13 protein-coding genes are annotated in these 14,148 nt (G+C 64.2%); 1 reads left to right on the top strand and 12 read right to left on the bottom strand.

The annotated features are described in order from the left end of the window. Nucleotide 1: 1 nt before the first annotated feature. From E3T29_RS07585 to E3T29_RS07575, 3 genes are all read right to left on the bottom strand, one after another. Entirely contained in the window at nucleotides 2-898 is an 897-nt protein-coding gene (locus tag E3T29_RS07585; RefSeq protein WP_134344898.1) for a carbohydrate ABC transporter permease, read from the bottom strand. Next, complete coding sequence (locus E3T29_RS07580) at nucleotides 895-1,872, bottom strand: carbohydrate ABC transporter permease (RefSeq protein ID WP_134344897.1); 978 nt, start codon at nucleotides 1,870-1,872, stop codon at nucleotides 895-897. The genes E3T29_RS07585 and E3T29_RS07580 overlap by 4 nt, the downstream gene beginning before the upstream one ends. A gap of 83 nt (nucleotides 1,873-1,955) precedes the next feature. Then, the gene (locus E3T29_RS07575) at nucleotides 1,956-3,296 is read right to left on the bottom strand and encodes an ABC transporter substrate-binding protein (RefSeq protein WP_198417731.1); all 1,341 of its coding nucleotides are present in this window, start codon (nucleotides 3,294-3,296) and stop codon (nucleotides 1,956-1,958) included. Between the two features lie 256 nt (nucleotides 3,297-3,552). Here E3T29_RS07575 and E3T29_RS07570 point away from each other — a divergent pair, with 256 nt between their 5' ends. Continuing rightward, nucleotides 3,553-4,317 (top strand): DeoR/GlpR family DNA-binding transcription regulator, encoded by a 765-nt coding sequence (locus E3T29_RS07570; protein WP_166792351.1) that lies wholly within the window; start codon nucleotides 3,553-3,555, stop codon nucleotides 4,315-4,317. Between the two features lie 8 nt (nucleotides 4,318-4,325). On the opposite strand, the gene E3T29_RS07565 is transcribed toward E3T29_RS07570, so the two are convergent. The 9 genes from E3T29_RS07565 to E3T29_RS07525 all read right to left on the bottom strand — a co-directional run bounded on the left by E3T29_RS07565 (nucleotide 4,326) and on the right by E3T29_RS07525 (nucleotide 14,145). Then, nucleotides 4,326-5,093 carry a hypothetical protein gene (locus E3T29_RS07565; RefSeq protein ID WP_134344894.1) on the bottom strand — a complete coding sequence of 256 codons (768 nt, stop codon included), beginning with the start codon at nucleotides 5,091-5,093 and terminating at the stop codon, nucleotides 4,326-4,328. Nucleotides 5,094-5,121: 28 nt separating this feature from the next. Continuing rightward, entirely contained in the window at nucleotides 5,122-5,742 is a 621-nt protein-coding gene (locus E3T29_RS07560; RefSeq protein ID WP_134344893.1) for a hypothetical protein, read from the bottom strand. Next, nucleotides 5,739-6,083: a PadR family transcriptional regulator gene (locus E3T29_RS07555; RefSeq protein WP_134344892.1), complete on the bottom strand. Its 345-nt coding sequence runs from the start codon at nucleotides 6,081-6,083 to the stop codon at nucleotides 5,739-5,741. The genes E3T29_RS07560 and E3T29_RS07555 overlap by 4 nt, the downstream gene beginning before the upstream one ends. A 179-nt stretch (nucleotides 6,084-6,262) precedes the next feature. After that, nucleotides 6,263-7,204 (bottom strand): serine hydrolase, encoded by a 942-nt coding sequence (locus E3T29_RS07550; RefSeq protein ID WP_134344891.1) that lies wholly within the window; start codon nucleotides 7,202-7,204, stop codon nucleotides 6,263-6,265. A 95-nt stretch (nucleotides 7,205-7,299) separates the two neighbouring features. Continuing rightward, nucleotides 7,300-9,264 (bottom strand): M13 family metallopeptidase, encoded by a 1,965-nt coding sequence (locus E3T29_RS07545; RefSeq protein ID WP_134344890.1) that lies wholly within the window; start codon nucleotides 9,262-9,264, stop codon nucleotides 7,300-7,302. A 522-nt stretch (nucleotides 9,265-9,786) separates the two neighbouring features. Further along, nucleotides 9,787-11,046, bottom strand: a complete 1,260-nt coding sequence (locus E3T29_RS07540; protein WP_134344889.1) for an AAA family ATPase — start codon at nucleotides 11,044-11,046, stop codon at nucleotides 9,787-9,789. A 239-nt stretch (nucleotides 11,047-11,285) separates the two neighbouring features. Next, nucleotides 11,286-12,704: an NAD(P)(+) transhydrogenase (Re/Si-specific) subunit beta gene (locus tag E3T29_RS07535; RefSeq protein WP_104089891.1), complete on the bottom strand. Its 1,419-nt coding sequence runs from the start codon at nucleotides 12,702-12,704 to the stop codon at nucleotides 11,286-11,288. 2 nt (nucleotides 12,705-12,706) lie between these two features. Beyond that, entirely contained in the window at nucleotides 12,707-13,027 is a 321-nt protein-coding gene (locus E3T29_RS07530) for an NAD(P) transhydrogenase subunit alpha (RefSeq protein WP_092338562.1), read from the bottom strand. A gap of 2 nt (nucleotides 13,028-13,029) precedes the next feature. Next, on the bottom strand, nucleotides 13,030-14,145 hold the full coding sequence (locus E3T29_RS07525) for an NAD(P) transhydrogenase subunit alpha (protein WP_134344888.1): 1,116 nt from the start codon (nucleotides 14,143-14,145) through the stop codon (nucleotides 13,030-13,032). Between the last annotated feature and the right edge of the window lie 3 nt (nucleotides 14,146-14,148).

Genomic DNA, 14,148 nt, shown 5'->3' with positions numbered 1-14,148 from the left:
ACTACTTGATCGCGCCCATGGCGAGGCCCGTGACGAGGCGCTTCTGCGCCAGCCAGCCGGCCAGGACCACGGGAAGAACCGCGAGAGTCGATGCTGCCGAGAGTACCGCGAGAAACTGCCCGCGCCCGTCGACGAAGCTGCCGAGGAACGGGGGAGTGGTGCGTGCCATGGTGGAGGTGAGCAGGCTGGCCAGGAAGTACTCGTTCCAGGCGAAGATGAAGCAGATCAGCGCGGCCGCAGCGATGCCGGGGGCGACGATGGGCATGACCACGCGCACGAGCTCGGTGAAGAAGTTGGCACCGTCGATCTGGGCCGCTTCGACGATCTCGAGCGGCACCTCGCTGAAGAACGAGCGCATCATCCACACCGCGAGCGGCAGGTTCATGCCCACGTAGAGAACGCTCAGGGCCGTGATGTTGTCGAGCATTCCGAGTCCCTGCAGCAGCAGATAGATGGGAATGATCGCGGCCGCGATCGGCATGAACCGGGTGGAAATGAAGAAGAACAGCGCATCGGTCGACTTGATGATCGGGCGAATGGAGAGGCCGTACGCCGCCGGAATTGCCAGCAGCAGCACGATGACGGTGCTCATGACGCTCGCGGTGAGCGAGTTGAGCAGGTAGACGCCGAACCCGCGGTCGAGCACCTCGGTGAAGCGGTCGAGGGAGAGTGCGGTGAAGATGGTCGGAGTTCGGGTCGCCGCCGCGGACTCGGTCTTGAAGGCGGTGAAGACCATCCAGGCCACCGGAAAGAAGAATCCGAGCGTGACGATCCACGTGAAAATGGTGAGCGCCGTGCTGGTAGCGCGGTGGCGCATCCGCTTGGCACGGCGGTGCGACTGGGCCGGGGCGCTTGCGCGGGGTACGGTGCCGGGCTTGGTGGCGGTGGCGGTACTCATGATTTGGCTCCTTCACTGGAGAAGATCTTGAAGAGCAGGCGAAGGGCGACGCTCGCCACGATGATGGTGAGCAGAACGGTGATCACGCCATAGGCGGCCGCTTCGCCGATTTCGAGGCCCACGAAGGCGCGTTCGTAAAGCAGGTAGGAGAGGGTCTTGGTGCCGCCCGTGCCGCGAGTCATGATGGCGATCGGGTCGAAGACCTGCAGCAGCATGATGCCGCCGAGCAGCACGGCCAGCTCGATGTACTGGCGCAGGTGCGGGAGGGTCATGTGCAGAAAGCTGCGAACTGGGCCGGCTCCATCAACGGATGCCGCCTCCAGCGTCTCCTTGCTCTGGCTCTGCAGCCCGGCGAGCAGGATGAGCATCATGAACGGCGTGTACTGCCAGGTGAGCACCATGATCACGGTGAGGGCGGGAAAGTCGGTGTTCCACTGCACGGGGTCGACGCCGAGCACCGAGAGGCCCCAGTTGACCATGCCGACGTTGGCGTCGAGCATGGACCATTTGAAGATGAGGGCTGCGGCGGCAGGCATCATGAGGAACGGCGTGATGACGAGGGTGCGGGCCAGGCCCTGGCCGAAGAACTTGCGGTTGAGCAGCAGGGCGATGCCGAGGCCGAAGAGAACGGAGAGCACGATCGACGAACCGGTGATGACCACGGTCGCCGACAGTGACTGCATGAACGCGCCGCCGGTGAAAACGGTCACGTAGTTGTCGAAGCCGGCGAAGCCGCGCGAGCCGGGACGCATCAGGTTCCAGTTTTGGAACGAGTAGTAGATGGTGACGAGGAAGGGAATCTGCGTCACGAGAATGGCGACGACGATGGCCGGCCAGACCAGGGTGCGGGCCAGGCGGAGGGCCTTCTTCTGGCCGGCGCTCAGCTCCGGTTTCGGGGGGCGGCGAAGCGTGCGTGACGCGGCGGGGGCCGGGTCGTGCGCGGGTTCAGCCACGATCAAATCTGGCGCGGTCATCTCTGAGTTCCTTCTCGTTCTCGGCGTTGAACTGACGAGGTTTGGGCGGCGCCTGGTCGACGCCGCCCGCGTTTGTGTGCTGGTTACTTCTGGGCGTCTCCGGCTTGCTGGGCCAGCTCCTGGCCCTTGTTGAGAACGTTCTCAACGGTGTCGCGGCCGGCGAAGACGTCGGCGATGTCCTGCGAGACCTGGTTGCCGAGGTCCTGGAACTCCGGCACGGTGACGTACTGGATGCCGACCCACGGCTGCGGGTTCACTCCGGGCTGCGTCGGGTTGACCCCGAGCATGATGTCCTTGGTGATCGGTGCGAACGCCGAGGCTGCGGCGAGGTAGTCGGCGTTCTCGTAGGTCGAGGTGCGGGATCCGGGGGGAACGCGCTCCCAGCCGAGAGTGCTGCCGACGAGGTTGATGTACTCGGTGCTGGTCGCCCAGCTCACGAACTCCCACGCGGCGTCCTGGTTGTTGCTGGTCTTCGGAATGGCGAGGTTCCAGGCCCAGAGCCAGCCGGATTCCTCGGTTTCCTTGACCGGGGCGTGCACGTAGCCGATCTTGCCGGCGACGGCGGAACCATCGGCCTCGATGGGGCCGGCAGCGCTCGTGGCGTCGTACCACATGGCCGCGTTGCCCTGCGAGAACAGGTTGAGGCACTCGGTGAAGCCGGTCGAGACGGGGTCGGCTTCGCCGGCATCCTTCACGAGGTCGGTGTAGAACTGTACGGCTTCGGTGAACTCGGGCGAGTTGACCTCGGCGTTCCAGTCCTCATCGAACCAGCTGCCGCCGAAGGTCTGCACGACAGTGGTCAGCGGGGCGAACAGCTCGCCCCAGCCGGGCTTGCCGCGCAGGCAGATTCCGGCCACGCCGTCGGACTTGAGGGTGCGGGCGAAGCCGGCAACCTCGTCCCAGGTGGGGTTGGTCGGCATTTCAAGGCCGGCCGCGGCGAACATGTCCTTGTTGTACATCAGGAAGGACGACTCGCCGTAGAACGGAACGGCAAAGAGGCTGTCGTCGACGGTGAGGGCTTCGCGCACGGGCGGCAGCAGGTCGTTGACGTTGTAGGCGGTGTCGGCTTCGGCGAGCGGGCCGAGGTCGACGAGCCAGTCGTTCTGGCCCCAGATCGGCACTTCGTAGCTGCCGACGGTGACGATGTCGTACTGGCCGCCCTGGGTGGCGACGTCCTTGGTGACGGCGTCACGCAGGTCGTTTTCTTCCATGGCGACGAAGTTCACCGTGATGTCGGGGTGGGAATCTTCGAAGGCGCCCTTGAGCTCCTCCATGTCCTTCATCTGCGGGTTGTTCACCGTAGCCAGGGTCAGTGTCACCGGGCCGTCGGCCTGCTGTGCGCCACCTCCGGCTCCGCTGCATCCGGCCAAAAGCACACCCACCGAAGAGAAGGCGATTGCGCTGAGGGCAAGCCTTTTCTTCATGGAATAAGACTTCGTCATCTCAAACCTCTTCATCGTCGACACGTCCTTGTGGACTGGTATGTAGTTACTGTGACCCGATTGAGTGGAAAAAGCAACTCAAATTGTGGTTTTGTGATGTTTTTGTGACGACAAAATGCCCGAGTCTGCATTATTTTTGCTGCGAAACCACAAAAACGGATGCCATCGGCCGGCTTCCGCCCGCCGGATTGCTAGTCTGAGGCGACGGCTGCGCGCCGTCGACTGCGAGGAGGCAGGCATGTACCCAGCGGAACGACAGGCCGCGATCGTCGCGCTCGCGCAGGGTGGCACCGGCGAGATCTCCGTGGCCGCTGCGAGCGTCGCGCTCGAGGTCACCGCCGAGACCATTCGCCGCGACCTCGTGGTGCTCGAACGCCAGGGCGTCATCCGGCGCCAGCACGGCGGTGCCCGCCTGGTGCAGAGCACGCCGTTCGAGATTGCCCTCGCGCAGCGGCGGTTGGAGAACGCGCCACAGAAACATCGCATCGCCCAGCGTGTGCTGCAGGAATTGCCGGAGGATGGCGTTGTGCTGCTGGATTCCGGCGCACTCACGCTGGTGATCGCATCCGTTTTTCCGGAGGACCGGCGATTGATCGTCGTGACCAACAATCTGCCCGCTGTGCGGCTGCTTTCGCGTAAACCGCTGCTCACGGTGCTCGCGCTGCCCGGTCGGGTGCGCAGTGTGTCGCAGGGAGCGGTCGACGAGTGGACTCGGGCACGCATCAGCCAGCTCAACGTGGACGTCGCGTTCGTCGGCGGCAACGGCCTGACCGCCGAGGCCGGGCTCACGACGACCATTCCCGACGAGGCCGAGGTGAAGCGTGCCATGATGCTGTCGGGTCGGCGGCGAGTGCTCGCCATGACCTCGAGCAAGATCGGTCAGAACTCGTTCTGCCACGTCGCCGACGCCAATGAGTTCGACCTCATCATCACCGACGACGGAATCGACCCACGCCAGGCCCGCAAGCTGAGCGCCGCCGGGCCGGAGCTCGCGATCGTCTGAGCTGCGACCTAGCGCGCAACCGGCTCGCCGAACAGCGCGAACAGCCAGATCACGATCGATGCCATCACCATCGACCAGGTGACCAGGCCCAGAAATAGGCGGGTTGCGAGCGAGGGGCCTGATGCCGGCGTGACGCCCGGGTCGATGATGGGATCCTCCCGCAGGGAATGGCGTGCCTGGCTCCAGATCGCCGGAACGAGCACGAGCAGCGCCGAAATGATCACGACGGCCAGCGCGGGAACCGTGAAGAGAGTAACAGCGGAGTCGATCGCGAGGTTCAGCCCGATGGGGAGGGCCAAGCCCAGCAGGACGGCGACCACGAACATCCAGGCCCGCGGGCGCACCCGCGCGAGCGACCGCAGGAACGTGGGCATCAGTACGGCGCCGACGATCACGAGGACGAACATGGTGATGGTGGGCAGATCGACGCGCACCGCCTCCCCCTGCACGAGCGGCAGCGCCGACACCGTGAACCCGATGAGCCCCAGCACACCGAGACCGGCCCGCAGGCCCACCCCGTTCACCGCGCGTTGCGGCATGGTCGCCAGGCCGAGCTCGGCCGCGTAGTTCCTGGGGCTGCCGAAGCACTCTTCGGCGCTCGTTCCGGAGTCGGCCAGAAACTCCCACGCACTGGCCAGCGCATCGCCGATGTCGATGCCCGGCACCGCGAGCAGTCGCAATTCGATCGTGAACTCGTCGAACCAGGTTGCGTCGTCCAGCTTCGCCGAGCGGATGCCCGCGCTGCCGTTTTCGAGATCACGCGGGTTGGTCGTCATGATTCGGCCCCTCTTGTTGGATCGGACATCAATTACTCGGGTAGAGGGCGAAGGTGAGCACGAAGCTGATGGCACCGTAGACGACCATGATCCAGTTGGCACCCACGTACAGAACGCGAGATACCCGGGTCGGGCGCGGCTCGGGGTCACCGCCAGGCTCAATGATGGGGTCGTCCTGGAAGGTGTGTCGCACCTGGTTGAAGATTGGGGGTGCCAGCAGAAGCACTGCAGCTCCGATGGCGATCGGCACCGGCGGGAGCGTGAACAAGATCAACTGTCCCTGATACACGATGAGCGCGAACGGACCCCAGCACACGAATGGCAGCCCACACGCGACCAGCCATAACCGAAAGCGACGAGCGCGCACTATCCAGGGGATGACTCGGGGTATCAATGCAATTGTCACCACCATCCCGGCCAGGCTTATGAGCATCCACAACCGCACGACCAGAGTCTCGTCACCGGCCGCAAGGGGAAAGGACGCTTGCGCCAGCACGACCAGCCCGATGGCACCTATGCCGCTGGTCACGAGGGTCACTCTGGCCGCAGCCCCGGCCGGAGGCAGTGTCGGGAGGTCGAGCGCGGCGGCATAGTGCTGGGCGCTGCCGGAATCGCTGCTGTCGTGATCGATCGGGTTGCTGGTCATCATGATTCGGCCGGCCCTTTCTGCAGGTGATCGTGCACGGTGGTGGAGAAGAGCTGCCAGTGGGCAGACTGGTCCGCAAGTTCCTGCTGCCCGTCATCGGTGAGCGAGAAGTACTTGCGCCCGGGTCCCCCGGTGCCCGGTCGCCATTCGGCGGCGATCCAGCCGGCCGCCTCAAAGCGGGTGAGCAGCGGATAGAGCGTGCCACCCTTGATGGCGCCGAACCCCGCCGCTTCGAGCGCGGTCGCGATCGCATACCCGTAGGTCGGGCCGGGCGCGAGCGTGCGAAGCACGCACAGGCTGAGGGCCGCGCGCATCCAATCGGCCGGCCAGGGTTTCGGTTGCATGACTACATAGTCTCACTAGTTAGTCAGACTGTCTACTTGAGCAGTGACCAGCGCGGGACTTCGCAGAGCTGCGAACCGGGCACGTCGAGCCGACCCGTAGCTTTTAATGACCGAGGTGTGAGTTTCAGGCGCTTGAAACGTTTAAATCGGATCGAAACTCACACCTCAGCACGCGCAACTCAGTGCACGTACTCCAGGAGGTCCGCCCCGACGGCGCGCATACCAGCGAGCACCGCGAGCCGGGTCATCAGCTGGGCGTCGTCGAACACCATCGACACCGCGTAGGTCACGCCGGCACGCGGACCCCGCAGGACTCCCACCTCGCAGCGCACCCCAGCAGCCGTCCCGGTCTTGTTGACCATGAGCAGGCCGTGATCGCTCTCCCGGTGGGCCAGCGGATCAAGTCCGAATGCACTGGCCACGAGCGACAGGTCGGTGTTGAGCGATAGCCAGCCGATCACCCGCGCGCTCGTCTCGGCGTCGACGATCTCGCCGCGGGCGAGCGCGGTGAGCAGCCAGGTGAGTTCCTTGGCGCTGCCCACGGACAGCTGTGGGGCGTCGTCCGGGCCGCGCTTGTCGCGCACCAGGTCGAGCAGCGCCGTGCGACTGAGTCCGAGTTGCTCCGTGCGAGCGCGCACCGAGTGCAGCCCCACGGCGCGAATGAGCACGTTGGTGGCGAGGTTGTCGCTCGTCGCACCGACCAGGGCAGCGAGGTCGGCAACGCCGAGGCGTGAAATCTGCAGGTGCTGCCAGACGCCGGAATCGCCCACGGCATCCGCACTCAACCGTTCGAGCATTGTGGCAAGACCGAATTCGGCGTCGTTCAGGCGCGCGGCCACCTCGATCAGCAGCAGCACCTTCCCCACGCTCGCCGTCGGCATCGACACGTGGTCGTCGACCGAGAACAGCACGCGTCCGGTCGCGAGATCGGTCGCCCGCGCCGAAACCTGCACGCCGTTGAGGGCGAGTTCCCCGAGAAACGCGAAGCCGCGGGTGAAATCCTCAGGCTTGTCCGCCGTGCGGTGCTTGCCGCCGGGGAGTGCGGCGTGGCGAGAACGGGCCGGGACAGCATCCGCTCGGCTGAAGGTAGCGCTGTCGCCATCGCGCCTGGAATAGACCACTGGGTCGATCCTCTCTTCGGCAAACGCCCCGCGCTGGCCTCATCCCCGGCTCAGAAGAACCTGCTCCAGACTAACCCCCGACGGGGGCCACCGGGCTACCAGATGGTGACGCGCTTCTCGGGAGCGAGGTAAAGGTCATCCGCTTCGCCCACCTGGAACGCCTCGTAGAACGCGGGAATGTTGCTGACGATCTGGTTGCAGCGAAACTCGTTCGGCGAGTGCGGGTCGATCGCCAGCAAGCGGATGGCCTCAGCGTCGCGTAATTTCATCTGCCACGCCTGGGCCCAGGAGAGGAAGAAGCGTTCAGCGCCGGTGAGGCCATCGATAACCGGCGATTCTTCACCGTTCAGCGAGAGAAGGTAGGCCTTCCAGGCGATAGAGAGCCCGCCGAGGTCGCCGATGTTCTCGCCGATCGTGAGCGCACCGTTGACGGTGTTCCCGGGGATAGCTTTCGGTTCGAGGCCGTCGAACTGGGCAATGAGCGCGGTCGTGCGCCGCTCGAAGGCTGCCTTGTCGTCGGCGGTCCACCAGTCGGTGAGGCGGCCGTCGCCGTCGTACTTGGAGCCCTGGTCGTCGAAGCCGTGGCCGATCTCGTGGCCGATGACCGCGCCGATCGCACCGTAGTTGGCGGCTGGGTCGCGCGCGTCGTCGAAGAAGGGAAACTGCAAAATGGCGGCCGGAAAAACGATCTCGTTGAATCCGGGGTTGTAATAGGCGTTGATGGTCTGCGGGGTCATGAACCATTCGTCGCGGTCGAGCGGCTTGCCGATCTTGCCGAGCTCACGCTGAAACTCGAACTCGCCAGCGGCCTTGACGTTGCTGATCAGGTCGTCTGCGGTGATCTGGAGGCTGGAATAGTCGCGCCATTTCACGGGATAACCGATCTTCGGCGTGAACTTGCTGAGCTTCTCGAGCGCCCTGGTGCGGGTCTCTTCGGTCATCCACTCGAGGGTGCTGATGCTGTTCTCGTAGGCCGCGACGAGGTTGGCCACGAGCACGTCCATGCTCTCCTTGGCGCTGGGCTTGAAGTGACGTTCCACGTAGATGCGGCCGACGGCCTCGCCGAGGGCGCCCTCCACGAGCGAGACGCCGCGCTTCCAGCGGTCGCGCAGCTGCGGGGTGCCGCTCAGGGTGCGGCCGTAGAAGTCGAAATTCGCCTCCACGAATTCACCAGACAGATACGCAGCACTCGAGCGGATGACCTGCCAGCGCAGCCAGTCCTGCCACGACTGAAGGCGGTCTTCGGTGAGGGTGGTGGCGAGGCCTGCGATGTAGCTGGGCTCCCGCACGACAACCTCTTCGAGAGCGCCGGCCGGGGCGTCGAGGCCCTCCAGCCAGAGGTCAACGTCCGCGCCGGCAGCGAGCGCGGAGACCTGGCCCCAGGTGCGCAGGTTGTAGGTCTTCTCGCTGTCGCGGGTTTCGACCTTGTCCCAGTGATGCGAGGCGAGTTCGGTTTCCAGGGCGAAAACGCGCGCTGCGCGGTCGGCGGCGTCTGCGAAGCCGGCAAGGGTGAACATCCGCTCGAGGAACTCGAGGTACTTGGCCCGAATGTCGGCGAACTTCTCTTCGCGGTAGTACGACTCGTCGGGCAGGCCGATGCCGCCCTGAGCGATGAAGACGAGGTAACGTTCGGGGTTGCCCGGGTCGTTGTCGACGTAGAGGTGGAAGGCGCCGGCGACGCCGCCCCGCTCGAGGCGGCCGAGGGTCGCGAGCAGTTCGGAAATGGTGGTGACGGCGTCGACCGCCTTCAGGTCACTCTCCAGCGGGGTGGCGCCGAGCGCTTCGATGCGTTCTTCGTCGAGGAAGCTCGTGTAGAGGTCGCCGAACTTGCGCTCGAGGGTGCCGGCGGGGGCAGTCTGTGCCTCGACGATGATCTCGCGCACGGCCTTCTCGGCGTCTTCGGCAAGCATCATGAACGAGCCCCAGCGGGCCTTGTCGGAGGGGATCTCGCTGCGCGCGATCCATTTGCCGTTGACGTGCCGAAAGAGGTCGTCTTGCGGGCGCACCTCCGGGTCAAGTTCGTGTCTGTTGATTCCGGATTCAGTCGCCAGTGAGGTCATGGGTTCAGCCTATCTGGGGCGGGTGACAGGTGGCCCAACGGGCGAGATGCGAGCGGCCGCTGTCCTGGTTTGGAGCAAGACCTCAGCAATAGGTGGATGACGTCGTTCGAGAATCTGACCGTCTTCAGTCCTTGACGCACAACGACGACTCTCCCGGCTCCCGGGGCGCTGCATCTACTGCGATTCCAACGCTGTGCTGAGAGCACAGTCGGCCCAATTGTTCGCTGTCAGCGGGTACCTTAGGCTGCGCGACGTTGATCCAGTAGTGACAAAACAACGGGTAATTCAAACAGAGACAAGGATCGACGTCTCCTTCTGACGACGGTTGCACGAGACGTAGAAACCACGCTCGACAAATTAGCTGAAACCAAGTCAAATTAGACTCGGCCAAATGCTGCCCGACTTGAGTTGTCATCCAGGATCTATACGTCGTCGGTCACGACCGGGATCATGACGGCGAGCGGATGCTGTACACAGTCAAACCGCGGTTCTGCGGCATCAGCATTGGAAAGTTCCGCTTCTTCAATCCGGCCTACCGCGCAGGGCCGCTGCTTTTTTACGGGGTCGGCGTGGTTTTTTCCGTCGTTGTGGGGCGGGAACGTCCAACGTCGGAACAGCCCGCAACATGAATTGGTCAAAGTCGGGGACAGTGAACGCGGCGTAGCCATGTTCCGGTGTATACAGGAGGCCCATTTCTATCAACTCCGCCCGAGTCGGACCGACCTGTGTCGATTCTCGTCCCATGATTCGCGCAACATCTGACGCCTTTTGTGCGCCCGGCCCCAGTTCAGCCATCGCCCTCATGTATGCAGTCTGAAGGGGCGTTGACCGATCGAGTCGGACTCGGAAGAAGGATCCGTCAAGCTTGGAATCGTAGGCTTCCTCTGCAATCGCAACATCGTCACGGGTGATCCGATGCGCGTTCGCCACCGTCCAGACCTGATACCCGAGCTCCTGGATGAAGTAGGGATACCCCCGAGTAATTTCCATTGCAAGGTCGACGGCATCCTCGTTAAAAATTGCGCCCTCATTGGCTGCGGGCTCGGTGAGCGCCTTTCGCGCGTCGTCGCCTTCGAGCGATCCAATCTTCGGAAATTTGAAGAGCCGTTCAGCATACGACTTGGCATCGCCCGCTAGTTCTGTGATTTGAGGAAGACCGGCCCCGACGAAAGTGACGGGCAGCTTCTTCTGCACCGTCTTGTGTACGGCCTGAATCAGGGCTTCGAGTTGAGTGCTTCCCAGGAATTGCACTTCGTCAATTAGGATTACCAATCCCTTTTCTTGCTCCTTCGCGGCTTCACCAATCGCAACAAGTACGTCGGTCAGATCCATGCCAAGATCGCCATGGTCGGCAAAGCCTTCTGCTGGTGGAACATCCCACGAGAGTGACCATGCGCCTTGGCCATCCACTGACACCGCGAATGCGCTAAGCACCTCGGCAGCGCGCTTGCCTCGAGCAGTCCATCGAGCTCTCGATGCCAGCCGGAGTAGTGCTGACTTTAGCTGCGAGAACATTGCCTGACGAAAATGAGTGTTGTTGTGTTTGCTCGCCTCGAGCTCGATCACTTCCCATTTTGAAGCGATGGCTATTTCGACGAATCGATTGAGCAATACCGTCTTGCCAACCCCCCGGAGCCCCGTGATAATCATCGATTGCTCGGACCTGCCGCGGGAAAGTCGCTTGAGCAGCGTCTCGAAGGCCTCCGTGTGAGCGTCTCGCCCGATGAGGATCTCAGGTGCGGCGCCGGCATTCGGTGTGTACGGGTTGTCAATGTTTTCCACGTGGACAGTTGAGGCACTTTAGTTTGGTTTATCTATTTTTTCTAAAGTTACCTAATCTCCCAAATCGAACATGTCTGAGCCGGCCACGCACCCTCTGGTCCCTAGACCGATCACGCGACAGGGACCGGCCACCCGGCGAGGCTTACCGCAACCGGGTAGCGCGCACCCGATACGGGTGGGCGCTACGGTAACGGGCGTAGCGACCACCGGTATCGGGCGCGGTCGTGCAACAAGAACGCTTACAGCGCCTTGAGCTCCTCGGTCACCTGGGCAACGGACTTCTTGGCGTCGCCGAAGAGCATGGTGGTGTTGGTCGCGAAGAACAGAGGGTTTTCGATGCCGGCGAAGCCCGAGCTCATCGAGCGTTTGAGCACGATCACCGACCGGGACTCGGTCACGTTCAGCACGGGCATGCCGAAGATGGGCGAGTTGGGGTCGTTGCGGGCCGCGGGGTTGGTGACATCGTTGGCGCCGATGACGATGGTGACGTCCGTGCGTGAGAACTCGCCGTTGATGTCGTCCATTTCCTTCATGGCGTCGTAGGAGACGTCGGCCTCGGCGAGGAGCACGTTCATGTGCCCCGGCATACGTCCGGCCACCGGGTGGATGGCGTACTTGACCTCGATGCCGCGGGCTTCGAGCACCTTGGCCATGTCCTTCACGGCGTGCTGGGCCTGGGCCACAGCCAGGCCGTAGCCGGGCACGACGATGACCTGGTTGGCGTAGGCGAGCTTGATCGCGGCATCCGCTGCTGAAGTGGACTTCGCGTGCTGGTCACCGGTGCTGGTGGCCGCAACGCCCGTGGAACCGCCGCCGAAGCCGCCGGCCACGATGGAAAGGATCGACCGGTTCATGGCCTTGGCCATGAGGTTGGTGAGGATCGTGCCCGACGCCCCGACGATCATACCGGCGACGATCATCGCGATGTTGTTCAGCGCGAGCCCGGCCGCTGCCGCCGAGAGACCGGTGAGCGCGTTGAGCAGGGAGATGACGACCGGCATGTCGGCGCCGCCGATCGGGAGCACGGTCATGACCCCGAGGATGCCGGCCAGGATCAGGATTACGCCGAACCAGATCGGATCTGCGCCGGTACTGGCCGAGCCGATCCCGACGATGACGGCCGCGAGCACGGAGCCGAGGAACAGGATCGCGTTGAGCGGCTGCTGCAGGCGGCCGACCGAGAGCGGATGCCCGGGCAAAATCTGCTGCAGTTTCATGAACGCCACGATCGAGCCCCAGAACGACAAGGAACCGATGATGGCCGCGAACAGGGAGGCGATGACGAGCGGAAGCACCGGGCCGGACGCGACGCGCAGGCCGGTGAAGCCGTCGCTTTCGATGAACTCGCCCCAAGCGATGAGGGCGACCGTTCCGCCGCCGACGCCGTTGAACAGGGCGACGAGCTGCGGCACCGCCGTCATCTTCACCTTGCGGGCGGGCGGGATGCCGACGATCACTCCCACCACGAGGGCGGCGATGATCACCAGCCAGCTGCTGGTTTCGCGGATGTGGATCAGGGTCGCGATGAATGCGACGCCCATGCCGGCCGCGGCGATCTTGTTGCCGCGCACGGCAGACCGGGGCGCGGTCAGCCCCGACAGCCCGAGAATGAACATGGCGAAGGCGACGATATAGAGGGCGTAGACGAGGATATCCATGGTCAGTTCTTCCCGTCGGTCGCGCCGCTGGTGGGGCGGGTTTTGAACATGGCGAGCATTCGGTCGGTCACGACGAAGCCGCCGATGACGTTGACGGTTCCGAACACGATCGCCACGAAGGAGATGATCTGCAGCGGAATGCTGGGGTTGTGCGCGGTGCCGAGAACGACCAGGGCGCCGAGCACGACGATGCCGTGGATGGCATTGGTGCCCGACATGAGCGGGGTGTGCAGGGTGTTGGGCACCTTGGAGATCACGGCGAAGCCGATGAAGCCCGAGAGTACGAGAATGGCGATATTCGCCAAAAAGCCGGTGTAGTCCATGGTCAGATCCTGTTCGAGACTGAAACGCGCGTGACGCAGGAGAGCGCCACCACGTCGTCGGAATAGTCGGGGTCGAGTCGGCCGTCACGCACGAGCAACTCGAGCAGCGCGGTGAGGTTCTTCGAGTACAGCTCGCTCGCATGCTCGGGCATTGTCGAGGGCAGGTTGAGCGGGGACGCAATCGTGACACCATTGATGACCACGGTCTCGCCGGGAACTGTGAGCTCGCAGTTGCCGCCGGTCTCGCCGGCCATGTCGATGACGACACTGCCCGGTTTCATACCGTGCACGGCCGCGGCGGTCACGAGCCGCGGCGCCGGACGCCCCGGAACAAGCGCGGTGGTGATCACGACATCGAAGGTGGAAATCGCAGTCTCGAGGGCGGTCTGCTGCTGGGCGCGCTCCTCGGCGGTAAGTTCGCGGGCATAGCCGCCGTCACCGGCCGCATCAATGCCAACGTCGAGCCACTGGGCTCCGACCGAACGCACCTGGTCGGCGACCTCCGGACGCACGTCATAGCCGGTGGCACGGCCGCCGAGTCTTTTGGCGGTCGCGAGCGCCTGCAGCCCCGCAACGCCGACACCGAGCACGAGCACGCTGGCCGGCTTGACCGTGCCCGCCGCGGTGGTGAGCATCGGGAAGAACCTGGTCGAGAGGGATGCCGCCAGGATGACGGACTTGTAGCCGGCGACGTTCGCCTGCGACGACAAGGCGTCCATGACCTGAGCCCGGGAGATGCGCGGGATCGCCTCGACCGCGTAACCGACGATGCCCGCGTTCTGCAGGGCGGCGATCTTGTTCTCGGTGTTTCGCGGTGCGAGGAACCCGATCAGCGTCGAGCCCGCCTTCAGCCGAGCGATCTCGGTGTCGGTGGGCGGAGCGACCTTGAGCACGATGTCCGCGCTCCAGGCGTCACCGATGGTGGCGCCGGCTGCGAGGTAGAGGTTGTCACCCATGAGGGCCTCCGCCCCCGCGCCGGACTCGACGACAACGTCAAGTCCCTTCGCAATGAGGGAGGCCACGGCGCGCGGCACGAGGGCGACGCGCCGCTCATCCGCCCCGCTCTCGCGGACGACGCCGATGCTCGGTGCCTCCTGGTGTGTTTGGTTATCAGGCACGGT

It is taken from the genome of Cryobacterium sp. TMT1-66-1 (assembly GCF_004403435.1).
Taxonomy (GTDB): domain Bacteria; phylum Actinomycetota; class Actinomycetes; order Actinomycetales; family Microbacteriaceae; genus Cryobacterium; species Cryobacterium flavum.
Note: the sequence above shows the minus strand (reverse complement) of the source record. Positions and strands in the feature narration are given on the sequence as shown.